The 26,051-nt window shown below is 50.0% G+C and carries 23 protein-coding genes; 15 read left to right on the forward strand and 8 right to left on the reverse strand.

Translation table 11 applies throughout. The annotated features are described in order from the left end of the window. The first annotated feature begins 175 nt into the window (after positions 1-175). From B157_RS0105915 to glgX, 5 genes are all read left to right on the forward strand, one after another. The gene (locus tag B157_RS0105915; RefSeq protein ID WP_020602447.1) at positions 176-382 is read left to right on the forward strand and encodes a dodecin family protein; all 207 of its coding nucleotides are present in this window, start codon (positions 176-178) and stop codon (positions 380-382) included. 404 nt (positions 383-786) lie between these two features. Then, on the forward strand, positions 787-1,506 hold the full coding sequence (locus tag B157_RS0105920) for a YiaD family glycine zipper/OmpA-like lipoprotein (RefSeq protein ID WP_020602448.1): 720 nt from the start codon (positions 787-789) through the stop codon (positions 1,504-1,506). A gap of 92 nt (positions 1,507-1,598) precedes the next feature. Beyond that, entirely contained in the window at positions 1,599-1,817 is a 219-nt protein-coding gene (locus B157_RS0105925; RefSeq protein WP_020602449.1) for a hypervirulence associated TUDOR domain-containing protein, read from the forward strand. A gap of 102 nt (positions 1,818-1,919) precedes the next feature. Continuing rightward, positions 1,920-2,369 (forward strand): ferritin-like domain-containing protein, encoded by a 450-nt coding sequence (locus B157_RS0105930; protein WP_020602450.1) that lies wholly within the window; start codon positions 1,920-1,922, stop codon positions 2,367-2,369. A 149-nt stretch (positions 2,370-2,518) separates the two neighbouring features. Continuing rightward, positions 2,519-4,663 carry a glycogen debranching protein GlgX gene (glgX, locus tag B157_RS0105935; protein ID WP_020602451.1) on the forward strand — a complete coding sequence of 715 codons (2,145 nt, stop codon included), beginning with the start codon at positions 2,519-2,521 and terminating at the stop codon, positions 4,661-4,663. 204 nt (positions 4,664-4,867) lie between these two features. Here glgX and B157_RS0105940 read toward each other — a convergent pair whose 3' ends face one another. Together B157_RS0105940 and B157_RS0105945 are read right to left on the reverse strand one after the other, a co-directional pair. Further along, positions 4,868-5,371, reverse strand: a complete 504-nt coding sequence (locus B157_RS0105940; protein WP_026308524.1) for a pyridoxamine 5'-phosphate oxidase family protein — start codon at positions 5,369-5,371, stop codon at positions 4,868-4,870. Between the two features lie 151 nt (positions 5,372-5,522). Beyond that, entirely contained in the window at positions 5,523-5,735 is a 213-nt protein-coding gene (locus tag B157_RS0105945; protein WP_020602453.1) for a DUF2188 domain-containing protein, read from the reverse strand. A gap of 438 nt (positions 5,736-6,173) precedes the next feature. Between B157_RS0105945 and B157_RS0105950 the strand changes: the two genes are divergently transcribed. The 6 genes from B157_RS0105950 (at position 6,174) to B157_RS0105975 (ending at position 15,214) form a co-directional block, all read left to right on the forward strand. After that, entirely contained in the window at positions 6,174-7,322 is a 1,149-nt protein-coding gene (locus B157_RS0105950; RefSeq protein WP_020602454.1) for an SDR family NAD(P)-dependent oxidoreductase, read from the forward strand. A 12-nt stretch (positions 7,323-7,334) separates the two neighbouring features. Continuing rightward, the gene (locus B157_RS0105955) at positions 7,335-8,198 is read left to right on the forward strand and encodes a tryptophan-rich sensory protein (RefSeq protein ID WP_020602455.1); all 864 of its coding nucleotides are present in this window, start codon (positions 7,335-7,337) and stop codon (positions 8,196-8,198) included. A 294-nt stretch (positions 8,199-8,492) separates the two neighbouring features. Further along, positions 8,493-9,089, forward strand: a complete 597-nt coding sequence (locus B157_RS0105960; protein WP_245565033.1) for an RNA polymerase sigma-70 factor — start codon at positions 8,493-8,495, stop codon at positions 9,087-9,089. A gap of 41 nt (positions 9,090-9,130) precedes the next feature. Continuing rightward, entirely contained in the window at positions 9,131-10,162 is a 1,032-nt protein-coding gene (locus B157_RS0105965) for a FecR family protein (RefSeq protein ID WP_020602457.1), read from the forward strand. Between the two features lie 27 nt (positions 10,163-10,189). Further along, entirely contained in the window at positions 10,190-13,762 is a 3,573-nt protein-coding gene (locus B157_RS0105970) for a SusC/RagA family TonB-linked outer membrane protein (RefSeq protein ID WP_020602458.1), read from the forward strand. 18 nt (positions 13,763-13,780) lie between these two features. Beyond that, on the forward strand, positions 13,781-15,214 hold the full coding sequence (locus B157_RS0105975) for a RagB/SusD family nutrient uptake outer membrane protein (RefSeq protein ID WP_020602459.1): 1,434 nt from the start codon (positions 13,781-13,783) through the stop codon (positions 15,212-15,214). A 93-nt stretch (positions 15,215-15,307) separates the two neighbouring features. Here B157_RS0105975 and uvrB read toward each other — a convergent pair whose 3' ends face one another. Beyond that, positions 15,308-17,329, reverse strand: coding sequence for an excinuclease ABC subunit UvrB (gene uvrB / locus B157_RS0105980; protein ID WP_020602460.1), 2,022 nt, complete (start codon positions 17,327-17,329; stop codon positions 15,308-15,310). A gap of 385 nt (positions 17,330-17,714) precedes the next feature. On the opposite strand from uvrB, the gene B157_RS0105985 reads away from it, so the two are divergent. Beyond that, positions 17,715-18,230: an acyl-CoA thioesterase gene (locus B157_RS0105985; RefSeq protein ID WP_020602461.1), complete on the forward strand. Its 516-nt coding sequence runs from the start codon at positions 17,715-17,717 to the stop codon at positions 18,228-18,230. 79 nt (positions 18,231-18,309) lie between these two features. On the opposite strand, the gene B157_RS0105990 is transcribed toward B157_RS0105985, so the two are convergent. From B157_RS0105990 to B157_RS0106000, 3 genes are read right to left on the reverse strand one after another with little or no spacing between them, the layout of a single operon-like run. Continuing rightward, a complete protein-coding gene (locus B157_RS0105990) occupies positions 18,310-18,786 on the reverse strand; it encodes a nuclear transport factor 2 family protein (protein WP_020602462.1) in 477 nt (158 codons plus the stop codon). 55 nt (positions 18,787-18,841) lie between these two features. Beyond that, a complete protein-coding gene (locus B157_RS0105995) occupies positions 18,842-20,152 on the reverse strand; it encodes a serine hydrolase domain-containing protein (RefSeq protein ID WP_020602463.1) in 1,311 nt (436 codons plus the stop codon). A 35-nt stretch (positions 20,153-20,187) separates the two neighbouring features. After that, positions 20,188-20,682, reverse strand: coding sequence for a hypothetical protein (locus tag B157_RS0106000; protein ID WP_020602464.1), 495 nt, complete (start codon positions 20,680-20,682; stop codon positions 20,188-20,190). 105 nt (positions 20,683-20,787) lie between these two features. On the opposite strand from B157_RS0106000, the gene B157_RS0106005 reads away from it, so the two are divergent. Both B157_RS0106005 and B157_RS0106010 read left to right on the forward strand, forming a co-directional pair. Continuing rightward, positions 20,788-21,312, forward strand: coding sequence for a protein kinase family protein (locus B157_RS0106005; protein ID WP_020602465.1), 525 nt, complete (start codon positions 20,788-20,790; stop codon positions 21,310-21,312). Between the two features lie 39 nt (positions 21,313-21,351). Then, positions 21,352-22,869 carry a DUF1593 domain-containing protein gene (locus B157_RS0106010; RefSeq protein WP_020602466.1) on the forward strand — a complete coding sequence of 506 codons (1,518 nt, stop codon included), beginning with the start codon at positions 21,352-21,354 and terminating at the stop codon, positions 22,867-22,869. 11 nt (positions 22,870-22,880) lie between these two features. Here the strand turns inward: B157_RS0106010 and B157_RS0106015 are convergent, their stop codons facing one another. Together B157_RS0106015 and B157_RS0106020 are read right to left on the reverse strand one after the other, a co-directional pair. Continuing rightward, positions 22,881-24,419 (reverse strand): SulP family inorganic anion transporter, encoded by a 1,539-nt coding sequence (locus B157_RS0106015; protein WP_020602467.1) that lies wholly within the window; start codon positions 24,417-24,419, stop codon positions 22,881-22,883. 739 nt (positions 24,420-25,158) lie between these two features. After that, complete coding sequence (locus B157_RS0106020; RefSeq protein ID WP_020602468.1) at positions 25,159-25,680, reverse strand: hypothetical protein; 522 nt, start codon at positions 25,678-25,680, stop codon at positions 25,159-25,161. Between the two features lie 126 nt (positions 25,681-25,806). On the opposite strand from B157_RS0106020, the gene B157_RS37275 reads away from it, so the two are divergent. Next, positions 25,807-26,051, forward strand: a 245-nt coding sequence (locus tag B157_RS37275; protein ID WP_169521678.1) for a transposase family protein, incomplete at its 3' end; no start/stop codon positions are given.

Here is a 26,051-nt window from a genome sequence, read left to right on the forward strand (position 1 = left end):
ACCGAAAAAGCGGCCGGTATACCTGTATTTTCAGCCATCCAACGGGCTAAAAATACGTCGCTTATTCCTTTACCCTAACCCTTGTCAAAAGGAAGGTTGTTAAACATTCGACTGTTTTAGCCCGTTAGGTAAGCAGGCCCACTACCTGGCCTGCTTACCTAAATCCCCTAAAATTATGTCCATTGTTAAAGTTATTGAAGTGATTGCATCGTCAGAAAAAAGCATTGATGATGCCGTACGGATGGCCGTTGTTGAAACCTCAAAAACTATTCACAACATTGATTCCGTTTACGTAAAAGACATCAAGGCTCACGTAAAAGATGGGCAAATCAGTTCGTACGGCGTTATCTGCAAAGTATCTTTCCGCGTGGATGCCGTATAGCCGTTACCTTTTCACTCCTTTACATTATACCGGAAAGCCCTCTCACGAGGGCTTTTTACGTTTGACTCCATTTGGGTTCCCGGTTGCTGTCAATAATGGCGAAAAACTGAACCGTTCCTGCTTCTTAAAGCGACATTATTACTCAATACAGCATTCTGATTGAGCGCGTTTTTCATTCGTATCAGTGTAGAAGCGATTCTACACTAGTAGGCATCCTTATTCCCGAATACTCTACAAACCCGCTTTACTAAATTGAGTTAATATTGAAAACTGATTTACACTCCGGCAACACAACTAACTGTATACCAATTCTTTATACCAAATAATTTATCAATAATAAAACTACGGGATAAACTGGTATAGCATTTGGGTGGTATTGATCAATACCAAACATTCACGATACTATGATTATCAAAGGCAATCAGTTAAAATCAGTCGGAACGAAATCACTGGCGGTGCTCATAACCGCTGGCTTACTTTCAGGCGGTATTTTAGTTAGTTGTAAGTCTGAAAAAAACTTAAACAAAACCCAGAAGGGTGCCATAGTGGGAGCATCGGGTGGTGCCGTTATTGGTGGTATGATCGGTAAAAGTAAGGGGGGCACCGCCCTAGGCGCCATTCTGGGTGCTACCGTTGGCGGAGCGGCCGGTGCCGTTATTGGCCGCCGTATGGATAAACGGGCAGAAGAGATAAAACGGCAGCTGCCTGATGCACAGGTAGAACGAGTGGGCGAAGGCATAAAAGTTTCGCTTGGCTCCGATATCCTGTTCGATGTTAATTCGTACGCGCTGAAGCCAGCGACAAAGAAACAGTTGACTGACTTTTCGCAGACACTCAACAAAGAAGAAGAGACAGATATCCTGGTTGAAGGTCATGCCGATGCTACAGGGCCTGAAGACTACAACCTGAAACTGTCCAAACAGCGGGCCGATGCCGTAGCCAGTTTTCTGGAATCTCAGGGCGTGAAAGCATCAAGAGTCGATGAGAAGGGATATGGTGAATCACAACCCGTTGCCGACAACTCAATGGAAGTAGGCCGTCAGAAAAACCGCCGGGTCGATATTGCCATCTTCGCCAGTAAAAAGATGCAGCGGGATGCCAAGAATGGAAAACTGGGTGAATAGACTGACTGCGAGGTATTACCGTTACCTAACTACTCCTTTATTTTTAACGAACTGGTAAACAATCCTATCAAACAAGTAGTCAGTTGTGCGCTATGGAAAAGCTGGAAGAAGGGAACGAGGTAACCTGGAAATACGGAACAGGAAAAGCTACGGGAATAATTGACGAAGTACACACGGATGATGTCGAAAAAACCGTACAGGGAACAAAAGTCAAACGTAAAGGCTCTGATGAGGAGCCTGCCCTTGTCATTGAACAGGGACAAAAAAAGATCGTTAAATCGGCCAGTGAAGTAACGAAATCAAAACAATAAAACCAGTGGAAAAGGCAGGCCGATAATGAATTGCACTTTCTGATTTACTCAACTCATAAATTAAGTAGTACACTCACGTTAAACTTTTTAACTATAGTAACCATGAATGACACGAGGGAAGAGATCATTGACCAGTTAGGTAAATTACTAACGCTCAGCAACGATGCTGAGGAAGGCTATAAAGAAGCAGCCGACAACGTTGATGATAATGAACTGAAAACGTTGTTTCTGAAACAATCACAGCAGCGGGCCGAATTCGCTCAGGAACTGGACCGCGAAATACGGGCTCTGGGTGGCGATACGGATAATGACACCAGCCTGACGGCTGATTTGCACCGGGCCTGGATAAACATAAAATCGGCATTTACCAGTAATGATGATAAAACGGTAGTACGGGAATGTCATCGGGGTGACCAGGAAGCACTCAATGACTACAATAAGGTACTACAGGAAACGAACTTAGCGGCCAGTACGCGGGAACTGTTGCTTCGCCAGAAGCAGAGTATCGACACAGCCAATTCGACAATGGCTCGTTTGGCCCAGGCAGTGTAGTGAATGGTGGGATTGAAAAGCCTGCTCTCTGTGAGGGCAGGTTTTTTTGTGTCTCACAGCGAAAAAACATTTAAAGAATACTATGCGTTATCATTGAATGCGAAGTAGCTTATTGCCCCCTGAATTCCAATTTAATTACAAAGCTGTTTATGAGCAAAACGTCTAAAGAAGGAGACCCTTCTGACCAAATAGTATCGGATCAACTAGTATCAAAACCAGGAAAACCTTATCCACGCGGAGCAACCTACGACGGTGACGGTATCAACTTCGCGTTGTTCAGCGAAAACGCCACGGCTGTTTATTTATGTTTGTACGATGCCGCTGACCCCACCCGCGAAACCGACCGCATTCCCCTCACTGAACGGACCGAGCTGGTTTGGCATATTTACCTGGAGGGCCTGCACCCCGGCCAGTTATACGGCTATCGCGTCGATGGTGACTATAATCCACAGGCAGGCCATTTTTTCAACCCGAATAAACTGCTCCTCGACCCGTATGCGCGCGCTATCAATGCTCCGGTCAATCATGATGATTCGTGGCTGGGTTATGACGCTGCAAAAGCAACTTCCCGTGAGTTTGGCCGGGAGGTGTACCTGGAAAGAAGCGAGGTAGACAGTGGTGCTACCATGCCCAAGAGTGTGGTCGTTGATACAACGTTCGATTGGGAGGATGACTCGTTACCCGATATTCCCCTGCACCGGTCTATTATCTACGAAATGCACGTAAAAGGGTTCACGCACCAGAACACAGCTATTCCGGAGTCACTTCGGGGTACCTATGCAGGTCTAGCCGCTCCGGAAAGCATTGATTACCTGAAAAAACTGGGTATTACCGCCGTCGAGCTGCTACCCGTTCATCAGTTTTCCGACGAAAGTTACTGGGGATATAACAGCATCGGCTTCTTTGCGCCCCAGAATACGTATTCCTCCTCGGGAATGAATGGTGAGCAGGTTACTGAGTTTAAGCAGATGGTTAAAGCCCTGCACAAAGCCGGTATCGAAGTTATTCTGGACGTTGTGTACAATCACACCGCCGAAGGAAACCAGATGGGTCCTACGCTGTCTTTTCAGGGTATTGACAACCGGGTGTACTACCACCAGGTGGGTGACAGCCCGGAGTATTATATGGATTATACGGGTACGGGCAACACATTTAACCTCAGCCATCCGCGCGTGTTGCAGATGGTTATGGACAGCCTGCGGTATTGGGTAACGGACATGCACGTTGATGGTTTCCGGTTCGACCTGGCCTCGGCCCTAATCCGTACCGATGAGGAGTTTGGCAGCGTGTCGTCTTTTCTGGATACGGTGGCACAGGACCCCATTCTGGCTCCCGTAAAACTCATCGCCGAACCCTGGGACATTCATTCCTACCACGTTGGCGGCTTTCCCGTTACCTGGTCGGAATGGAATGGTAAGTACCGCGATACAATCCGGGCGTTCTGGATAGCGCACGAAGGGAAAGCCGCCGAAACGGCTTCCCGGCTGCTGGGCAGTCCCGACCTGTATGCCAATGACGGCCGCTCCCCCGCCAACAGTATTAACCTGATTACGGCGCACGACGGCTTTACGCTGAATGACCTGGTCAGTTACAACGAAAAACATAACGATGCGAACGGCGAAGATAACCGGGACGGCAGCAACGATAATATAAGCTGGAACTGCGGAGCGGAAGGCCCAACCAAAAAAGCGGCAATCAACGAACTACGCGAACGGCAGAAGCGGAATTTCCTCACAACGCTCATGCTCAGTCAGGGCACACCCATGCTGGTGATGGGCGATGAGTATGGACGGACGCAGAATGGCAACAACAACGTGTACAATCAGGACAATGAGCTTAGCTGGATGGACTGGAACTGGACCAAGAAGCAAAAAGACCTTTTTGAGTTCACCAGTAAACTGATGCGACTGCGTCGGGAAATTCCACTCCTGAGCCGACGACATTTCTTTGGTACCGACCAGATTTCTTACCTGTTGCCCGAAGGGGGAGAAATGACAGGTGATGATTTCAACAACCCCCGCACCCACTGTCTGGCCTTATTTATTGATGGACAGCGCGTAACCGAGCGAACAGAGGATGGGCAGGATATTGGTGACGAGCAACTACTCTGGATCCTGAACGCCTATTGGGGCGAAGTTCCGTTTAAACTTCCTGAAGTTGGTCGCAAAAACTCGAAGTGGGAAATAGTGGTCGACACGTTTATGGGTACCGTGCACCCAACCAGTAATCCATTCGATGGGGGCGAGACCTACATGATACAACCCCGGTCGTCCATGCTGTTCCGACTGGTTTGATCCGGTACAGTAGACGGGTAAACGAATCAGCCCTTCCTGACAAACAGGAAGGGCTGATTCGTTTACAACCAGGACAGCAGTATGAACTCAGGCCGACCTGAACGTCCATTCTTTTGCAGCTACCTCTAACAAAAAACGGGTAGCCCAACTGACCTGTCTGCTAAGACCATCAGTCTGACTACCCCTTCATTATCAAGTCTAGAACTAATTATAGACCTTCTCGTTCTCGCCCATTTTTGGCGGATTTCCCGTCACGGCAGCGGTTGCCTGCTGGAATAGACGAACCATTTTACTATCACTCGCACTCCAGTACTCGGCCATATCAATGTGTACGGAAAGGAGGGTAAGGTCGGGATCTTCTTTTCCTTCTGGAAACCAGGCTTTGACCATTGGGTTCCATAATTCATCAATTTTGGCCCGATCTTCCAACTCGTGCGCCGTACCTGACACCGAAACGTACTCGGCGTTATCAACGTCGGACAGGGATATATTGACCCGCTGTTTGTTCTGGTCGATTTGGTCGACTTTGGGGGAGGAGCGTTTGGTAAAAAACCAGATATCGTTGTGCTCGTCAACCTGAGCAACCGCCATGGGGCGACTCACCAGATTTCCCTGCCCGTCAACCGTTGTCATCATTGCGATACGAATGTCCTCAATCATATCATGCACTTTCTTCAGTGACTCACTAGCTGTTGATTGTGTTTCCATAAGGGTATAAAAAATACTGGCCAGAGCGTACCAGCCGGGTGTTACGCCTACCTGACAACGCCTGACCAGTATCTTCAGTTATTAGTGAATTATGCGTTTTGCCTGGAGTAGATTTTCTACTAAAGCAATGATGGATTTTACGTTTAACTGCCTATATGTACTGTTTCACACTGGAAGTCGGCCAGTCCTGCCTGTTCCACTCCCGGCGTGCCCATTGACGAGCTTCGTCAATGCTTATCATGACAATGCGCTGCTTGTCCATTTTCCCCAGCTCCGTCAATTGATTAGCAATTTCTATTGCCTTGGCGCGGGTACTTGGATTTAGCGAACGCATGGCCGCCGGAAAGTGTGTAGTAGACCACATAGCTGTAGCTGGTTTGTTACCAACACTATAGCTTATATTATGCCACTTCCCTTTTGGAACCTACAAACCGGCCACAACCAAGCACCAATTCATTAACTATCAACCTATTATCCTGTTTTATTTCCTAACAACCCTTTTTCCAGTCTATAGGAACTGGTGATTACCTGTAGAACCATTCTACAAAATATGAGTATATTTTTCCACACTTTTTTGCCACGCTTCAGACAGTTCGGCGGGGAATAGAAGAATCCGCGGAATTTAAGATCCTGCTGTCCGACATCACTTATACGATCACGGTACGGTGGTAAATCGACAGATCATGCTTTCACGAACAGGAACAGGTCACCGACTTTATCAAAAACCGGCCCCCGTCAAAACAACTTTCCCTACCTGTTGTTGATTAAAGACAAACTTTTACACAACAACCAACTACATTTTATGAACGCAGGAATAGGAAAAACAGCCCTGATTACCGGTGCCTCTAGTGGTATTGGTCAGGAACTTGCCAAACTTTTTGCTCAGGATGGCTATAATTTAGTGCTGGTGGCCCGTAGTGATGATAAACTGGACCGGCTGGCCGAAGTATTCAAAAGTAATTACGACACCCAGCAAATTACCGTTATCGGTAAAGATCTGTCGCAGGAAGACGCAGCTCAGGACGTGTACGACCAGGTGAAGGCAAAAGATATTATCGTCGATGTACTGGTCAACGATGCTGGGGTTGGCCTGTATGGTATGTTCGGTACCGATACCGACTGGGAGCGGGAAAAGGCTATGATTCATCTGAACGTGTTGACCCTGACGCAGATGACCAAGCTTTTTTTGTACGACATGCTGGCCCGAAATGAAGGAAAGATTCTGAACCTGGCTTCGCTGTTGTCCATCACCCCTTCGCCCCTGATGGCGGTGTATGCCGGTACAAAAGCGTACGTGTATAATTTTACGCAGTCGCTCATCAATGAGTTAAAAGACACTAACGTTACAGTTACGGCACTGTTGCCAAACGCTACCGACACCGATTTCTTTAATAAAGCCGGTGCAGAGAACACCAAAGTAACCGACGAGCTTCAGGACCCCGCCATGGTAGCTAAAGACGGCTACGCAGCCGTAATGGCCGGTAAAAATAAAATCGTGCCCGGTGGCCTGAAAAATAAGTCGTATGAAATACTGGCCTACGTAGCTCCTCAGGAGGCTATGGCGGCTGCTATGCGCGGTAAAATGGCCCAGAAGCCAGAGCCTGATGCTGAAAAAGAGGACTCCGTATCAGTAGCCTGGGCCGTTGGGTTCGGGATTGCCGTGCTGGCCGGTATTGCCCTGACAATAGGGTACAAAAACACCAGCGATTTTAAAAAGGCCCGCTATAAGTATAAAGCGAAATCAGCCGGCAGCAAAGCAAAATCGGCCGGAAATGCGCTATCGGATGCGTTATCGTCGACCGCAAATACTTTATTAAACAGTATAGTCGACTCCTACAAATCGACTAAAAATGAAGCTATCGACCTTACACAGCAGGCAAAAGAAAAGGGCAAAGAGTTGAAAGAAAAAGGGGGGAAATTAAAAGAACAGGCAGAGGAGTTAGTAGCCTAACTAGATAACATCATGAAAAACTCATCATTTTGGAGAATCGCTACGGCGGTACTGGCTGTTGGTAGTATTGTTTACACAACAGTATCCAGCAACCGGTCACGCCAGCAGAACGAGGAACGCGAAAAATCCGAAAAAGGTGGTCTGGCTTATGAATATGATGTTCCGGTTGAGTACGAAAAGGTGTTTGAAAAGAACCTGATTGTACCGGCAGGCTGGACCTTTGCGGCTGTCTGGTCGGCCATTTATACCGGGCTAACCGCCCTTATGGTTCATCAGTCACTCCCTTCGGAAGAGAATAACCCGCGCTATAGTAAGGCAATGCCGTGGTGGTGGGCCAGCTGGGCACTGAACGCCCTATTCGGGCGTTTTTTCTCACAGAATGATCCACAAAGCATTGTTATCTCGGATATAACAACGAAACTCAATTTACCGGCTGCGCTGGGTCTGCATCAGAGTCTGGAAATAGGCAAGACAGAGGTATCGGGAACCGAAAAGTACCTGCGGATTCCCGTTAGCCTGTATACTGGCTGGCTCACAGCCGCCACGGTGGTAGGAACGCCAAACACCGTGTTGACGCTCAACGCCTGGAAACCCGACGAAGAGCACGACGGCCCCATTGCTGCGGGTATTCTGGGAGCCACAGCGGGAGCCGGTTACCTTATTGCCAGACGGCTAAACGACCCCTGGTACATGGCGCCTTTTGTGGCTGGCTTTTCGGGCATTGCCACTCGGCAGATGAAAAAACAACCTGTTGTTGGCTGGACGGCGGTGGGTCTGGCAGCCATCTATACCGGTTTGCTGGCCTATTGGCTCCCAAAAGGTAAGTTTCGTGATTTTGTGACTGCATTGGACGATACGGAGACCGACGAGTACTAATAAAAATAGCCATCCATCCTAATCAGGACAGTCGTGTTCAAAAATGCAAGAAGCCGCCTTTGTTTTCACAAAGGCGGCTTCTTGCGTTGAGACAGGTAGCTACTTTACCAGGCTATCTCCGTACTGTGTGCTGGTTACAGACTATAAACTAATCAGGATTTTTTATAAAAAAATTATAGATCAGACTAAGGGTAAGTCTTTATATTCGTGTCATTCCAGTACCTGACCGCCCAATCAATGATAACTGGATCCAAAGGCCAACCGTTGTTTAATCAAGGGGACCCAATTCGGCCTGTGAATGAGCATGACCGCACGACTCAGGTTGTAGACAACGAGCATATTATCCGCTCGGCCTTTGCCAATTCGCCCGAAAAGGGGTTTGAGTCCCTATTCCGATTATACTATCTGCCCCTTTGCAGTCATGCCGTACGCTTTGTGTACACACAGGAGGTTGCCGAAGATATAGTAGGCGACGTTTTTTATCAACTCTGGAAAACCGGTGCCTATGCTACGATTCAGCATACCTACCGAACCTATCTCTACGCAGCCGTACGACACAGAGCGCACAATTACCTGCGCGATGAACTGACAGGTAACCGTACCGCTTCTTCGCTCGATCAGGTAGACGACGGTCGGCTGGACGAGACGCCCCAGACTCTCATTGAATATGATGAACTGTTTCAGCGGATAGAAAAAGTGATTCACGAATTACCTCCGCAATGTCAGCGAATATTTCTGATGAGCCGGTTCGAAAATCGAAAAAATCAGGAGATCGCTGATGAACTGGGTTTAGCCCTCAAAACCGTAGAAGCGCATATGGCTCGTGCCCTTCAACAACTACGACGAGTCTTTCTGACGATAGGATCAATCCTTTTTGTCGTCTTTTCCTAGCATACAATCTCTTCCCCGTGTCCAACAATCAACCACCCTTTATGGACGATATTGTTAACAAAGCGGTTTTGTTCGATTACTTCTCCGGTCGTGTGAGCCCATTACAGAAAAAGTCCGTTGAAAGTTGGCTGGATGGGCCCGGTAATCGTGAATTATACTATCAATGGCTGCACGAATGGGAAATGAGCCGTTTGCAGGTAACGGCCAACTGGCAGTATGCGTACGAAAAAACAATGTCGCGACTGACTGATTCGACAGACGAACCTCAGGAGGAGCAACAGCCAAACCACTGGAAAATAGGCACACTAAGGCAGTGGATAAACCGAAGCTGGCTCATAGCCGCTTCCTTACTCCTGACCCTGGCTGTTTGCAGTTGGCTGTTTCGCGATGTCCTGTTTTATAAAACCGTTCGCACGGGCTTTGGTGAGATCCAAAGCCTGACCTTATCAGATGGTTCGACCATCGTACTCAACGCCAACTCGTCACTTCGCTTCCTGCGGTTCGGCTTTGGTGAATGGACACTACCTACTGATGCTTCTTATCAAAATCCAAGAACCGTGGAACTGGCCGGCGAGGCCGACTTTTCAATCCGGCACTTGCCCGATCACCAGCCTTTTATCGTGATGACGCCCAAAGGGTTAGATATACTCGTGCTTGGAACGCAGTTTACGGTATTCAGCCGGGAGCGTGCCACCCGGGTAGTACTCCGGTCGGGTAGTATTCGATTGAGCAGTCAGCGAAAAAATGAACGGCCACTACTGATGCACCCTGGTGACCTGGCCGTACTAAACCAGCAGGGAAGGCTGGCCCTGACCCGGACGGCCCATCCGGAAACAATGGCATCCTGGAAAAACCATCGCTTTACTTTCGAGCTGACATCCCTTCGGGAAATTGCCAATATGCTCCACGAAAATTATGGTTTGACCGTAGTCATTGAAAATCCACAGTTAGCCAATCGTACTATTTCAGGCTCATTCACCGCCCGAAACGCGAATGAGATACTACAACTGATAGCCCAGTTGCTTCAAATAAATTATGCCCGCGATAACGACCACGTTTCATTCACTAGTTAATGCCCAACCACAAAACCAATTAATTACATGCTGTACACTATACGTTTATTATCTGTCTCACTGGTCTGTTCGCTGGTAGCGGCAGGTCACCCCGGACTGGCACAGTTTGTGGCAAAGGCCAGCACATTTCCCCGAACAACGTACCAGGCCGCACAGCCGCAGGCACTGTTACTACGTGATGTGCTGAACCAGTTCAAAACGCGCTACAAGGTTGATATCCTGTTTGAGGACCGCCTGGTTAGTGACCACCTGATTGATCCCGATATAATCGAACCTTCGGCCTCGCTGGAAAAAAACCTGACGAAACTACTAAAACCAAAGGGGCTTCGGTTCACGAAAATAAGGTATGGCGTTTATGCTGTCCTGGCTGATAACAAGACCAGAAAGCTAACGCTAACCGACGATATAGATCGTTTGTCTACGCCTGCGCTGCTCCTTAAAGACCAACCAGAGTCTGCTCAGTCAATCCAGCTCAAAACGAAGGAACTGAGCCTTGTTGCCACCGATCAGACGGTAAATGGACGGGTGACCGATGGCGCTATGGGTGGTGGACTACCCGGTGTGAGTGTTGTGGTGAAAGGAACGAGTCGGGGCACCACAACGGATACCGATGGTAATTTTCGGGTTACGGTACCCGAGCAGAATGTTACGAACACGCTGACACTTGTTTTCTCCTTTATTGGCTACGCTACTCAGGAAATAGTGGTGGGCAACAGAAACACGGTGAACGTGACGATGGCAGCCGATGATAAAACCCTGAATGAAATTGTAGTGGTTGGTTATGGCACCCAAAACCGGCGTGAGTTAACCGGATCGGTGGCTTCCATACAAACACAGACCATTAAAGACCAACCCGTTACGAATGTAGTGGAAGGTCTCACGGGCCGGATGCCGGGGGTATTGATCCAGCAAAATACGGGAGCACCCGGAAATGCACCTTCCATTAAAGTACGGGGCCTAGGGTCTATCAGTGCCGGGAATGGGCCGCTAATCGTTGTAGATGGCCAGCCGTTAAATTCAGGCACTACAACTAATGCGGGTGGGCTGAATCAGATTAATCCAAATGACATTGAGAAAATCGACGTACTTAAAGATGCGTCCGCAACGGCCATTTACGGGTCGCGGGGGTCGAATGGCGTAGTAATGGTGACGACCAAGCGGGGTAAATCGGGGCAGAGCCGTATCAATTTCGACTTTTACACGGGTACGCAGGAAATCAGCAAGAAAATGGATATGCTCAATGCCCAGCAATTTGCTGACTACTCGAAAGAAGCCTTCAACACCGCCTATTTAGAGCGCGTACCGGGTTCGCTGGCGAGCGACCCGAATTCGGTCCGTGCGTCCGGACAGCGTTACCGATACCCACGGGGCGAATTTCCCGGCGTTGATTTTGATAACCCAGCCAGTTTGACCAGCTATGATTATCAGGACTTGATTTTTCAGAAAGCTCCCATCAGCAATTATCAGTTGTCAGCCGGAGGAGGGACCGAAAAAGTACAGTATTTCATATCCGGCAACTACCTCAAACAGGATGGTATCATCAAAAAATCAGGCATCGACCGTTACACTGTTCGCTCTAATATCGACGCGCAGCTGTCGTCCAAACTCAAAGTTGGATTGAGTTTCAGCCCATCGTTCATGACTGAAAACCGAGTTAACTCCGATGGACACTGGGCGGGCAACGGCGTAATCAATGCCGCCCTGTCTTTACCCCCATTCATCCCCATTTACCAGGCAGATGGTGTTACCTACAATTCTCAGGCTTTTTATGCGGCTCCCTACGACTGGCCCGGCATTACGAACCCGGTTGCCAACATTACCGAAGTAGACAATAAAGTAACGCAACTCCGGTTACTAGGTAATGCCTACGTCGAACTATCGATCTGGAAAAGTCTGCGCTACCGGGGCACGATTGGGGCTGATTTGAATTACCTGCGCCAGAATCAGTACCAGACCTCGGCGTTACCCCTAAATCAGTTATTACCCCCAAACGTCAGCACGGGGTCATCCTACACCAACCAGAACATCAACTGGGTAACCAACCACACCCTCAACTATACGCTTGACCTGAGTACAACTCACCATCTGGAGGCTTTGGTAGGCCTTGAATCGCAGCGGAATGATTACCAGGAAAACCGGGTGAATGCCAACAGCTTTCCGAACGACATTGTGCGGACGGTCAATGCGGGTACGATTATCGGTGGAACATCCTATCAGGATCAGTGGTCGCTGGCATCCTATTTTGCCCGTGTCACGTACAGTTATAAGGATCGGTATCTGTTCAACGCATCCGTTCGTCGCGATGGCTCGTCCCGTTTCGGAGCCGTTAGCCGCTATGGTACGTTTCCTTCAGCCTCCATCGGCTGGCGCATTATCGAAGAGCCATTCATGAAAACGCTCCCCGTTTTTTCAGAACTTAAACTGAGAGCCAGTTATGGCCTGGCAGGTAATAATGCCTTTACCAGTAATTACCCGGCCATTGGCGTACTCAGTAAAGATAATTACGTACTGGGCAACACGTTAGCCAACGGGCTGGCAACCAGCAGCATTGCCAACTCTCAGTTAGGTTGGGAGAAGAGCCGCCAAACCGATGTTGGTCTCGATGTGGGCGTTTTTCAGAACCGCATCCTGTTCACGGTCGATTATTACAAACGGATTACGACAGACCTGCTGCTTTCCGTCCAGGTGCCCACGCTGACCGGTTTCTCAAACGCTGTTCGGAACATCGGTCAGGTTGAAAATAAAGGGATGGAATTTTCTCTCTCGACCCGCAACATCAACGGATCAGGCGCGGGCAGCTTTACCTGGACAACCGACCTCAACCTGTCTTTCAACCGGAACAAAGTGCTGGCCCTCGGACCCACGGGCGATCCTATCCGTAGCGGTACGGGCGTGGGCGAGACCAACATTACTATAATCGGGCAGCCATTAGGGAGTTTCTTTGGCTACCGGCAGTTGGGCATTTTTCAGAGTCAGGCCGATCTGGACGGGTATCCGCACTTCTCTGATAGCCGCCCCGGCGATGTGAAGTTTGAGGATGTAAACGGGGATGGCAAGATTACCGCCGACGACCGGACAACGATTGGTAATAACCAACCGGACTTTATTTATGGTATCACCAACTCGTTTTCGTTCAAAGGGTTCGATCTGGGTATTGTAGCACAGGGCGTTCAGGGCGGACAGATTCTGAATTTATCCCGTCGTTTCTACGAGAATCTGGAAGGCAATGCCAATGAATTGACAACCGTACTGAATCGCTGGCATTCGGCACAAGACCCCGGCAATGGCCAAACGCCACGGGCCAATACCCGTAGTACGGGCAACAACAACCAGGTATCGAGCCGGTGGGTGGAAAGTGCTTCATACTTTCGGATTCGTAACATTACGCTAGGCTATAACTTACCGCGTACCGTCATGCAAAAGATTAAAGTACAGTCGCTGCGGGTGTATGCGGGTGTGCAGAATGCCGTTACGTTTTCCAAATACCTGGCCTACAACCCCGAAGTAAGCGGGTACGAAGGGCCCCTGACGGGTGGCGTCGATTACGGGTCCTATCCGTTAGCACGTACCTACACCATTGGCTTAAACCTGGGCTTTTAACCCTTCACCCCGATCCCCATGAAAACAAACTATATTCTTGTCGGCTTGCTAACGCTCACCCTGACTGCCTGTAAAGAGCAATTTCTGGATCTTTCTCCGGTCTCTTCCGTTGGCACCTCTAACTTTTTCAAAACCCAGTCGGATATTCTGACGGCCCTGAACGGTGCTTACGGTGCATTACAATTCGCCGGACAATACGGTCAACTGTATGTAGTGGCCGAAATTCCATCCGACGATACCAGCCCGGTGCTTTCGGGTTCGGTCACGGACCAGGACGAGTTCGATAAATTCTACGTCCGCACCACGAATCCGTACATTCTGGCCCGCTGGAGTGATGGTTACCGGGGCATTTATCGCTGCAACACTGTTATCGAGCGAATTGCCGGGATTACAATGGACGAAACGATCAAAAAGCGCATCGTGGGCGAAGCCAAATTTCTAAGGGCACTAATGTATTTCAACCTGGTCCGGGTATTTGGTGATGTTCCCCTGGTACTCACCGAAATCACGGACCCACTGCAGGGATACGACTATGGTCGTGCGCCGGTGGCTGATGTGTACGCCCAGATTATTAAGGATTTGAGCGATGCCGAAGCAGCCCTGCCCATTAGTTATGCCGTTTCCGATGTGGGGCGGGCTACAAGCGGAGCCGCCAAAAGTTTGCTGGGTAAAGTCTACCTAACCCAAAAGCGCTATGCCGATGCCGCTGCGAAACTGAAGGAAGTAATCGACCTGGGCACGTATGCGCTACTGCCGAACTACGCCGATTTATTTGTGGCCGCCAACAAGAACAGCAAAGAGTCGATATTCGAGGTTCAGTACAAAAAAGGAAACATTGGCGAGGGAAGCGGGTATGCCAACACCTACGCGCCCGAAAATTCCGGTAATGCGGTGATTGCTTTTGGGGGGGGCGGAAACAACCACCCAACACCCGATCTGGCGACAAGCTACGAAGCAAACGACCCACGCAAAAACGTGTCGCTGGCGACTAGTTACATAAATAGCAGTGGCGCAAAAATCGACTATTACTACATCAAAAAGTACGCCGATCCACCAGTCGTCAATGGTGATTCGGGCGATGACTGGTATGTGCTGCGCTACGCCGATGTGCTGCTCATGTATGCCGAAGCCCTGAACGAAACGGGTAAATCAGCCGACGCATTACCCTACCTGAATCAGGTTCGGAAGCGGGTGGGGCTGGTGGATAAAACGACAACCGTACAGGCGGATCTACGTCTGGCCATCGAGCAGGAACGGCGGGTGGAACTGGCGTTTGAAGGGCATCGCTGGTTCGACCTTGTTCGCACGGGACGGGCGTTGCCTGTTCTTCAGGCTAAAGCGACGGCCATCGGCATAAAAACTGTGCTCACGGAGAACAATCTTATTTTCCCCATTCCACAAAGTCAGATCGACATTAACGCCACCAAGATCAAACAGAATCCGGGGTATTGATGGTTGGTAAATAACGAACGAAGCGGCAGGAGCATTAAATTGCTCCTGCCGCTTCGTTCGTTATACAGCGATTGGTCTGTCTGGCAGGGCAACTCAGGCAGTTTCTTTCTTTAATTTGTCCCGTAGCTGGAATAGTTCATCCCGATAACGGGCGGCCTCCAGAAAGTCAAGGTCTTTGGCGGCCCGCTCCATTTTCGATTGTGTTTCGTTAATCATTTTCTCCAGATCGCCCTTGCCCATGTACCGAACGATGGGATCGGCAGCAATGCGGATTTCTTCCGGCTCCACGTAAAAGTGTTTTACCTTCGAGTCGGCCACTTTGGTTTGCCCCATGATAGACTCCCGCGATTTCAGTACCGTTGTGGGTGTTATTCCATTCTCGGTGTTGTACTGCATCTGAATCGCCCGACGACGGTTGGTTTCGTCAATTGCTTTCTGCATCGAGCCGGTAATCCGGTCGGCATACATGATTACCTTACCGTTGGCATTCCGGGCAGCGCGTCCTATCGTCTGAATCAGGGACCGAATGTCGCGCAGGAAACCCTCTTTATCCGCGTCCATAATCGCCACCAGCGACACTTCGGGCAGATCGAGTCCTTCGCGCAACAGGTTGACGCCTACCAGAACGTCGAAATTACCCAGGCGCAGGTCGCGCAGAATCTCAACCCGATCCAGGGTTTTCACTTCCGAGTGAATGTACCGGGTTTTAATACCCACGCGGTCCAGGTACTTGGTGAGTTCTTCGGCCATCCGTTTAGTCAGCGTGGTGACCAGTACCCGTTCTTTCTGCTTGACCCGGCTCTCAATGGAATCGAGCAGATCATCGATCTGGTTCAAACTCGGCCGAACGTCGATTTCGGGATCGAGCAGACCAGTTGGGCGGATAATCTGTTCTACTACAACGCCTTCACTCTTCCGTAGTTCGTAGTCCGATGGGGTGGCCGATACGTAAATGGTCTGGCCCGACAAATCCTCAAATTCCTGAAAGGTGAGCGGGCGGTTATCCATCGCGCTGGGCAACCGGAAACCGTAATCGACCAGTGCCGTTTTTCGGGAACGGTCGCCCCCCCACATAGCCCGAATTTGCGGGAGCGTCGCGTGGCTTTCGTCGATAACCATCAGGTAATCATCCGGAAAATAGTCGAGCAGGCAGAAGGGTCGCTGACCCGGCAGACGCTTATCGAAATACCGCGAGTAGTTTTCAATGCCGGAACAATAGCCCAGTTCACGCATCATTTCGAGGTCGAATTCAGTACGTTCCCGAATGCGCGTCGCTTCCATTTCGCGAAACTCCGACTCAAAATACCGCACCTGTGACACCATGTCATCCTGAATTTGATGAATAGCTCCGTTCAACGTGTCACGGCCCGTAACAAACAGGGTAGCCGGAAAAATAGTCACCAGAGTTTCGTCCGACAGTTTGCGGCCTGTGCCGGGGTCGATGCGCTGAATCGTTTCAATTTCATCGCCAAAGAAAATGACCCGGTAGGCAAAGTCGGCGTAGGCCACATACAGGTCGACCGTATCCCCTTTCACCCGGAAGTTGCCCCGCTCAAAATCACCTTCTGTCCGGCTGTAGAGAATGCTGACCAGCTGATGCAGAAACTGATTACGGCTCATCCGCTCCCCTACCCCAATCCGAACCACATTTCGCTTGAATTCTTCGGGGTTACCCATGCCATAAATGCAGGATACGGAGGCCACCACAATCACATCCCGCCGACCACTCATAAGGGCCGACGTAGCAGCCAGGCGCAGCTTATCAATTTCTTCGTTGATAGCCAGGTCTTTCTCAATGTAGGTACCGGTGGTAGCGATGTATGCCTCGGGCTGGTAATAGTCGTAATAGGAGATAAAGAATTCGACGGCGTTTTCGGGGAAGAACTGCTTGAATTCGCCGTAGAGCTGGGCTGCCAGCGTTTTATTATGACTGACTACCAGCGTTGGTCGGTTAGTCTGCGCAATCAGGTTGGCGATGGTATACGTCTTGCCTGATCCCGTTACGCCGAGCAGAACCTGGGATTGTTCGCCCTGATTGGTACCCTTTACCAGTTGTTCAATAGCCTTCGGCTGATCGCCGGTAGGCTGAAATTCTGAGGTTAATTTGAAGTTCATTAGCCGCGTTGATAATCTGGCTAATTTACACAGATTTGAGCCCGATTACAAGGGCGTTTTTGAAAAAACTCCCACGCGCGCAGTGCTGGTAACGGCGTTGTGTACCTACCTTACGTAGACCGGATAGCCCGGCCAAAGCGGTTACCAGCAGCGCTGGAATTCTGATCGACAAAAGTCTGTTCCTGCCCGTCCTGTAACTATATGTTCCACAAACGTCAGCCATTTGGTACGCAGTAAACGCGGAACTGGCCCAGTGAATAATCCACGAAAGAAACCATAGAAACAGGGAAGTCAGTTGGAATTTATTCCGTTATTTTGACTGCGTATCGTGCGTCGGGCAAAATCCGGGGTACGATACATTTCTCAACAACACCCGGTAAAACGAATGCCCCAACCTAAATTTGCCCGGGAGTCGACCACGGTAATGACCGAAATGGTACTCCCCAATGATACGAATACGCTAAATAACCTGATGGGTGGGCGGCTATTGCACTTCATGGACATTGCCGCGGCAATTGCCGCCCAAAAGCATTCCAACCGCATTGTTGTTACGGCCTCTGTCGACAATGTATCCTTCGCCCAGCCTATCCGCCTGGGCAATATCGTAACCATGCAGGCGCAGGTGACCCGCTCGTTCAACTCCTCGATGGAGGTATTTATTGATGTTTGGGCTGAAGATATTCCGGCGGGTATTCGGGTCAGCACCAATAGTGCTTTTTACACATTCGTGGCGGTCGATCAGAGTGGGCGCCCCATCGAAGTGCCCGCCGTTATCCCCGAAACCGATGATGAGAAAGCCCGCTACAAAAGTGCCCTGCGCCGACGGCAGTTGCGGCTGGTACTGGCCGGGCGTATGAACCCGACGGATGCGACGGAATTGCGGGAGTTTTTACAGGTTTGAAGTTTACGGTATTCGGTTGGCTGACGCATCATAATTGGGCGTCAGCCAACCGAATACCTCAAACCGTAAACCGCCTACCTCAATTCGGCACCTTCAACGATTGCCAGGTAACCATTTGCCACTGATTTCCCTTGCGGATATATACATCGGTGTATTTGAGCGTAGTGTTGATGGTTTCGCCGTTGTTGGTTGCCTTGATCAGGCATTTTCCATTGATGATGGCCGTGTTGCCATACACCCGCACCTCCTGCTCCTGGCTCTCGATAGAATCGTACTTCGATTTTCCATCCCGGATGGACTGAATATACGATTGCTTGGTATCGGTATTTCCGTTCGAGTGATTGTAAACCAGGTCATCGGCCAGCACGCGATCCAGCATGGCGTAGTCTTTCTTCACCTGCGCTTCGAACCGTTGTTTTTCCGCTGCCAGTACGGCCTTCTCTACGCCGGAGCTATTCTTTTTGACCGCCAGGGCTCCCGCAGACGGTGATACCGGTGTCTGCGCCCGGGCGAATGAGACCGTTAAGATCAGGGCAAGGACAACGAGGGTTTTCATAGTTTTAAGGGATTATGCTTTGAACAGAAAATAATTCATGCCTTTGTGCAGGCGTTCACTTCGGGGCTTGCATCTGCGTAATGGCCTGATAGACCAGCACTTTGAATTTGTCGCTCAAATCGCCGTAACTATTCGGCACTTTCTGGGTGTAAATCAGGGCAACGATGCCTTCTTTTGGGTCTACCCAATACGTAGTACCAAAGAAACCACCCCAGTCAAAACTACCCTGCGAAACCGGTAACTGGGCCGCACTTTTCTCGGACGTGATGGCAAAGCCCAGCCCGAACTTATTGTTTCCCTGGTTCAGTTCCCCAATCTGGTTGGTGGTAATCAACCGTACCGTGGTGGGACTCAGTATCCGCTTACCGTTGTATTCTCCACCGTTCAGCATCATTTGCAGAAAGATAGCGTAATCGTACAGGGTAGACGATAGGCCCGCTCCGCCGGAATAGTACGTACCTGCCAGTTTTGGATAATCGGCCGATATACCCCCCTGGGCAGGCATTGGCTGAATCGCTTTTTCAGCATCTTCGGTATACACCTTCGTCAAACGGTTTTGTAAAGGGGCAGGCAGGTAGAAATAGGTATCGTTCATGCCCAGCGGATCGAACAGGCGGGTGCGCAGAAACTGGTCGAGAGACTGACCGGACAGTACTTCAATCAAACGCCCTACCAGATCGACGCTCAGGCCGTAGGTCCATTTTTCGCCGGGCTGGTGCACCAGGGGCAACGCTCCCAGCCGGTTCATCGCGTCTTCCAGCGTACCACCGGGCGTACCAATACCACTCGGAATGCCGTATTTGGCGTACAGGGCCACCGCTTCTTTGGAACCAATACCCGGATAGCTAATGCCAGACGTGTGGGTTAGCAGTTGCCGAATCGTAATTTCCCGTTTGGCCGGTACGGTGGTAAACGTCGTATCTTTTTCGTTGAATTTATCCACCACTTTCGGGCTTTTGAACGCCGGAATGTATTTGGATATGGGTTCGTCGAGCAGGAATTTACCTTCTTCAAAGAGCATCATCAGCCCGATGCTGGTGATGGCTTTCGTTTGGGAGGCAATCCGGTAAATCGCGTCGCGTTTGAGGGCGGTTTTGGCCTGCATGTCGTCCAGGCCATAGGCTTTGTGATACACGATACGGCCGTTACGGGCCACCAGCACGCCTACTCCTGCCTGCCGCCCTTTGGCGATATAGTCATTGATGACGCCGTCCATGCGCTGAAGCCGGGACGTACTCATGCCCACCGTTTCGGCGGCTGCTTCTTTCAGAACCGGATTTGCCGACGTTGATTGGGCAATCGTAATTTGTGGGGTAGCTGTACTAAAAAAACCGGCCACGAGGCCGGTTAATACGAATATTTTCATAAAAGACCGGAGTTTAAGAACCGGCACGAAGTTAGTTATTTCATCGTACCCGTTATGCTCCCCTGCCGGGAAAGTGTGACACCACTTTGCAGGGTTTCGGTAGTGGTATTCATCACAATGGTTTTATCGATAAACTGACCAGTGGCAGTGTATTTGGCATTAGCATACGTTTTACCGTCGAAGACCAGCGACTCAGTCTGTTTATCAATGACTGTAAACGTTTTTTCGCTCAGCTCAGCCGTTACATTCTGTTTGGTTGCATTGTTAAAGAACAATTCAAGATAAAGCTGATTCATAGCCTGTGCTTTCGAGACGGTAATCTTTACCGTTCCGCTTTCACGATTCGATTCCAGGCTATTGTTGACCAGTGTCGATGCCTGATAGCCACCATCATACACACCAACGTATTGATCGCGGGGGTCAACGCCATCGACACCGCCCGATTTTTTGCAGGCGGTAGTCAGCGAGCCAATAATAAGTAAAGCCAGTAACGAAGTACGCAATGAACGTACGGCGTAGGGAATAGTCATGATAATATGTTAGTGGTTATGTTCATACGTTTCCTATCAAACGCTGTACCAGCTTTTTCCAGTATAGAAAGGCCCAAAAAGGCCGAATTTACGTAGGTTTACAGCATGGCAGAACGCTACGATAATCAACTCTCCTACGGGGCTAATAACCTGGTAGTCGCTTTATCGGCTACCGAAGTAGCCAAAGTTTTCCGGGGCGACACGCGCTCGGATATTGGTTCGGAAGCAGAGAAGCTGAAAGTAGCCAACGGCATCAACGAGCTGCTCGTTCACTTCATTCGGCTCGATTACGATGATGAAAAGGATTGGGATATGCTCATTCTGGAACGGCTCTATCCGCTGGATTTTCGTAGTCTGGAAATCAGCATACGGGAACTGTTTCTGGACGTATTTGAAGACGAACTCCGTACCCTTCATCAGGCCGGGTTTGTCCACCGCGATATTCGTCGCCCATCTGACCAAACGGGTGAGCGATACGATAACGTGTTTCTGACCGACCGGGGTTTACGATTAATAGACGCGGGTATCTCCGCGCTTAAAGAGCAGGTGGGTGATAAGTTATTCGGGAAATACCGGGAGGTAGAAGAGCGGGGAATGGCCGAATTCCGGGCGTATTTTCTGAGCCGATAAGCATCCGTAATAAGTACGCTAAAATTAACCGGTTACCTCATGACGATAAAAACCCTCATCCTGTCCGTTTTCGTCTTCCTGTGCATTTCCTCATCGCTGATAGCGCAGCCGGTTGCTAAAACATCGGCCAAGCCACGCACTATCATTACGACCGATGGCGAGGTCGATGATGTCGACACGTTTATCCGGATGTTGCTGTATAGCAACGAGTTTAATGTGGTGGGGCTGGTGTACAGTAGTTCGCAGTGGCACTACAAAGGGGATGGTAAAGGCACCAAATTCACCTCCGAGATGGCCAGTACTGTAAAACGATACGGCGAACTCACGGAGCTACGCTGGCCCGGCACTACCTGGATGGAGGAGTACATCAACAAGTACCGGGAGGTGTATCCTAACCTGACCAAACATGCAAAAGGCTACCCCACGCCCGATTATCTGCTGAGTCTCGTACGAATCGGCAACATTGATTTCGAAGGCGAGATGAACCGTGATACGGAAGGGTCGGATTTTATCAAGACCATTTTGCTCGATAATGATCCCAGTCCAGTTTACCTCCAAATCTGGGGCGGCACCAATACCGTGGCCCGCGCCCTGAAATCCATTGAAGACCAGTATAAAAATACGCCCAACTGGCCGACAATCGCCAAAAAAGTAAGTGACAAAGCCATCATCTACGCCGTACTGGACCAGGATGCTACCTACCAGACATACGTGGCTCCGAACTGGCCGCACATCAAAGTGCTGTACAATGCCGATCAGTTCTGGAGTTTTGCCTACCTGTGGCCCCGTGTTGTTCCAGCCGAATTGCAGACCTACCTGAGTGGAAAGTGGTTTGCCGAACACATCAAATTTAACCACGGGCCGTTGCTAAGTGCCTACTACCTCTGGGGCGATGGTCAGAAAATTGCGGGTGATCCCGAACACACGCATGGCGATCCGGAAGAAGCCAAAAAATACAAACTGAACCAGTATGACTTCATTTCGGAAGGGGATTCACCCGCGTTTTTCTACCTGATTGATGTGGGCCTTCGCAGCAAGGAAGACGTTTCGTACGGGGGCTGGGGTGGGCGCATGATCCGGTCAGCAACCAATCCTTACCGCTGGGAAGATGGCAAAACCGTAACCGACTACGACCCGTACACAAAAAAACAGGATGCTGCCTACCCGCAAACACGCTGGATTCCGGCCCTGCAAAACGACTTTGCCGCCCGCGCCGACTGGTGCGTGAAATCCTATACAGAAGCGAATCACCCACCCGTTGTCAGCCTCACGCATGCCCACGACCTGCGGGTGAAACCGGGGCATCGCGTAACCCTGAGCGGCTCCGCCACCGACCCCGACAGCAACCCGGTTAGCTATCGGTGGTGGCAGTATGAAGAAGTGGACTCGTACCCGGGTAACGTAATGATTCAGCAGCCGGATCAGGCAAAAACATCGTTTGTCGTACCTAGAGATGCGTCAGCCGGGCAAACCATTCACCTGATTCTGGAAGTGACCGATAAAGGAACCCCGGCCCTAACCCGTTATCGACGCGTTATTGCGACGGTTGTTGATTGATACATACCGGCTTAGTCATCGATCAGCACTTTATACTCCGGGTCTTCCATGATATTCACCTCAATGAGGCTTTTAGCATTCGTCAGAAGTCGGCGGCAATCGGGGCTCAGGTGTTTCAGGTGAACGGTTTTGCCGGCCTGTTGATAACTGGCCGTGAGTTTACTCAGTGCTTCGATGCCCGACATATCCGCCACCCGGCTGTCCTGAAAATCAATGATAACTTCGTCGGGGTCACCGGCTACGTCGAACTTCTCCCGGAAGGCCGTCACTGAGCCGAAGAACAGTGGTCCGTACAGTTCATAATGCTTGACGCCTGCTTCGTCGATGTGCTTTCTGGCGCGAATACGCCGGGCATTTTCCCAGGCAAATACCAGGGCTGAAATAATAACACCAATCAGCACCGCCAGTGCCAGATTATGGAACAGAACCGTTACGCCCGCCACCAGTACCATCACCATCACATCGTGCCACGGCATTTTGCCGAAGGTTTTCAAACTGGCCCACTCGAAGGTGCCGATAGCCACCATAATCATCACGCCGGTCAGCGCAGCCATCGGCAGTTTTTCGATGACTGGGGCACCGAACATGATAAACGCCAGCAGCATAACCGACGCAACAATACCCGACAGCCGGGCCCGCGCACCCGACGAAATATTAATCAGGCTTTGGCCAATCATGGCGCATCCCCCCATGCCCGACAAAAAGCCACTGGTTACGTTGGCAACACCCTGGGCCACACACTCTTTGTTTCCACGGCCCCGGGTGTTGGTAATTTCGTCGATCAGATTGAGTGTCAGCAGGCTTTCTACCAGGCCTACTCCGGCCACAATCAGCGCGTACGGAAAAATGATGGAGAGCGTTTCCAGCGTAAATGGCAGGGCGGGAATGTGGAATGGCGGAAAGCCCCCCTCAATGGAGGCAATGTCGCCCACGGTGCGCGTGTCGATGTTCAGGCCAATAGCAATCAGCGACACCACAATGATAGCCACCAGCGATGATGGAACGGCTTTCGTTAGCCGGGGTAATCCCCAGATAATACCCATCGTCAAAACAACCAGCCCCAGCATGGTAACTAACGGGGTGCCTGACAGCCAATGCTGTGCACCCGATGCATCGGCCGTTTTGAACTGCGCCATCTGCGAAAGAAAAATAACGATGGCCAGTCCGTTGACGAACCCAAACATAACGGGCTGCGGCACCAGCCGGATAAATTTCCCCAGGCGTAGCAGACCCGCCCCAATCTGCATCAGCCCTGCCAGTATAACGGCGGCAAATACATACTCAACGCCATGCTCCAGCACCAGGCTCACCAGCACCACAGCAACCGCCCCGGTAGCCCCGGAAATCATACCAGGCCGCCCGCCCAGAATGGAGGTAATGAGGCCCATCGTGAAAGCGGCATACAGGCCGGTAAGCGGAGACAGGCCGGCAATCAGCGCAAACGCAACCGCTTCGGGAATGAGGGCCAGTGCTACCGTAAGCCCGGAAAGTACTTCGTTTTTATAGTCGACACGCTGTTTGAAATCAAACAGATTGAGATAAGAATGCATACTGGTTTTATCAATTACAATGAATAAATAGCAAGATTACCGGGTGTAATAACTGCGAAATGATTACAGGATATTTGTATCGAACAAGACCAGGGCCGTAAGGCACTGGATGAACAGAAAGAAATCCCCCATGCGTTAGCACTGGCAGGTTGCAATCGGTAAAGAATGAAGCAGTCAGGTGGTTAATCGGGCAAAAAACTATGCGAACGCTCAGCAGTCACCGGGCGGTGCTGCATCCTAACGGCAGAGTGTCAGAAAGGGCTTTATCAGGGTGGAGTACTCGTCAAGTGATACTGGCATTCGTTGCTTTATTCTGCAAAAATCGACGAATTTGTCCGATAAAAGGCATAAGCACCGGAGTTACTTCCAATAAGTACAAACAAACCTCCTTTAATGCTATCGGCACTAATGATTTCGTGTTATTTACCTTCTGCTCCTCCCACCGAAGGGACAGAAGATGAATGTAAGATAAAGTTGTATCAGGGCCGTAATGACCAACCGGAGCGGTTGATTAATTTATGCGAATACGGAATTAACGACGGCCCGTTATGGCCCTAACGGAGGCAGGAGTGAGTATAATAGAGCGAAAAATAGTAGTTGGTAAAAACGACTTTTCGACGGCATACTAGTCGACTATTCGGAGAACGCAGTAGGTATCCCAGTGTCTGCTCCGAATAGTTACTTTTATGCCAGAAAAATAAATAAAGGTAAAGCGGTCAAAGTTTACATTCACCGCCTGTTATTTCACCTGTCTGCTGGCTGGCATGGCGTTGATTCCCTGTAGCGTGCCGGGACTGAACGCAAATACCTTCACTTCGCTTAGCAAAATTCGTTCCTTATTATCATAACTCCGGGGTAGCACATTGGTCGGCACAATAGGGTTGGGCCCTTCCCGGTAATGGGTAAAGCAAAAAGCAATGGGCAGGATGTATTTTCCGGCCAGTGCAGGACTCAGGGGCGGCATGTGCTTCAGTCCCGCTTCTATCTCATAATCAAACCTATAGTTCTTACTCATTTGGGTGCTCATTTTAGGATAAAGCACGGAAACATCCCGAATATGCCCCGTTTCGTCGATACTGAATCCGGCATAGAAACGACCATAAACAGCTCTGGAAGCGGGTTCGGCAGGATAGTGTATCCACTGGACAATAGTCTGATTAAAAACCGGGTCCTGCTCCAGCGCAGCAGGCGCATTTTGTGCACTCACCAGTCGGCTCAGCAATAATAGGCTTAGCAGGATCGCTTTCGTCAGTTTACCCATCTTTTTACCTTTTTATTAAACTTTTAATATACGTTATACAATTTTTATATACAATAATTTTGCCAATAATAATTTTTCACACTAAATTAAGTGGTACTCTGACAATTCTTGTGGTTAACTTGGTCTATGCAGGAAACCGACTTCTACCAACAGCTTTTAGCCTTGCCTGATTTGCAGGTGCAGCGGGTCGAATATACACCGACTCGAATTACACTATTTTGCCAACTCCAAACCAACAGCCAGGCCTGCCCTTCCTGTCTCAAGCAAACCACCCAACTCAATCAGTACTTAACCAGGCAAGTGCGCGATCTAGATATGTCGGGCCGCCAAGTCTGGTTGCACATACGTATCCGCCAGTTCATCTGTCAAGA

The sequence above is a fragment of the Spirosoma spitsbergense DSM 19989 genome, assembly GCF_000374085.1.
Classification (GTDB): Bacteria; Bacteroidota; Bacteroidia; order Cytophagales; family Spirosomataceae; genus Spirosoma; species Spirosoma spitsbergense.

Coding starts and splice junctions, on each gene's coding strand:
- B157_RS0105915 (WP_020602447.1), top strand. CDS start 176: ATGTCCATTGTTAAAGTTATTGAAGTGATTGCATCGTCAGAAAAAAGC.
- B157_RS0105920 (WP_020602448.1), top strand. CDS start 787: ATGATTATCAAAGGCAATCAGTTAAAATCAGTCGGAACGAAATCACTG.
- B157_RS0105925 (WP_020602449.1), top strand. CDS start 1,599: ATGGAAAAGCTGGAAGAAGGGAACGAGGTAACCTGGAAATACGGAACA.
- B157_RS0105930 (WP_020602450.1), top strand. CDS start 1,920: ATGAATGACACGAGGGAAGAGATCATTGACCAGTTAGGTAAATTACTA.
- glgX (WP_020602451.1), top strand. CDS start 2,519: ATGAGCAAAACGTCTAAAGAAGGAGACCCTTCTGACCAAATAGTATCG.
- B157_RS0105940 (WP_026308524.1), bottom strand. CDS start 5,371: ATGGAAACACAATCAACAGCTAGTGAGTCACTGAAGAAAGTGCATGAT.
- B157_RS0105945 (WP_020602453.1), bottom strand. CDS start 5,735: ATGTGGTCTACTACACACTTTCCGGCGGCCATGCGTTCGCTAAATCCA.
- B157_RS0105950 (WP_020602454.1), top strand. CDS start 6,174: ATGAACGCAGGAATAGGAAAAACAGCCCTGATTACCGGTGCCTCTAGT.
- B157_RS0105955 (WP_020602455.1), top strand. CDS start 7,335: ATGAAAAACTCATCATTTTGGAGAATCGCTACGGCGGTACTGGCTGTT.
- B157_RS0105965 (WP_020602457.1), top strand. CDS start 9,131: ATGGACGATATTGTTAACAAAGCGGTTTTGTTCGATTACTTCTCCGGT.
- B157_RS0105970 (WP_020602458.1), top strand. CDS start 10,190: ATGCTGTACACTATACGTTTATTATCTGTCTCACTGGTCTGTTCGCTG.
- B157_RS0105975 (WP_020602459.1), top strand. CDS start 13,781: ATGAAAACAAACTATATTCTTGTCGGCTTGCTAACGCTCACCCTGACT.
- uvrB (WP_020602460.1), bottom strand. CDS start 17,329: ATGAACTTCAAATTAACCTCAGAATTTCAGCCTACCGGCGATCAGCCG.
- B157_RS0105985 (WP_020602461.1), top strand. CDS start 17,715: ATGCCCCAACCTAAATTTGCCCGGGAGTCGACCACGGTAATGACCGAA.
- B157_RS0105990 (WP_020602462.1), bottom strand. CDS start 18,786: ATGAAAACCCTCGTTGTCCTTGCCCTGATCTTAACGGTCTCATTCGCC.
- B157_RS0105995 (WP_020602463.1), bottom strand. CDS start 20,152: ATGAAAATATTCGTATTAACCGGCCTCGTGGCCGGTTTTTTTAGTACA.
- B157_RS0106000 (WP_020602464.1), bottom strand. CDS start 20,682: ATGACTATTCCCTACGCCGTACGTTCATTGCGTACTTCGTTACTGGCT.
- B157_RS0106005 (WP_020602465.1), top strand. CDS start 20,788: ATGGCAGAACGCTACGATAATCAACTCTCCTACGGGGCTAATAACCTG.
- B157_RS0106010 (WP_020602466.1), top strand. CDS start 21,352: ATGACGATAAAAACCCTCATCCTGTCCGTTTTCGTCTTCCTGTGCATT.
- B157_RS0106015 (WP_020602467.1), bottom strand. CDS start 24,419: ATGCATTCTTATCTCAATCTGTTTGATTTCAAACAGCGTGTCGACTAT.
- B157_RS0106020 (WP_020602468.1), bottom strand. CDS start 25,680: ATGGGTAAACTGACGAAAGCGATCCTGCTAAGCCTATTATTGCTGAGC.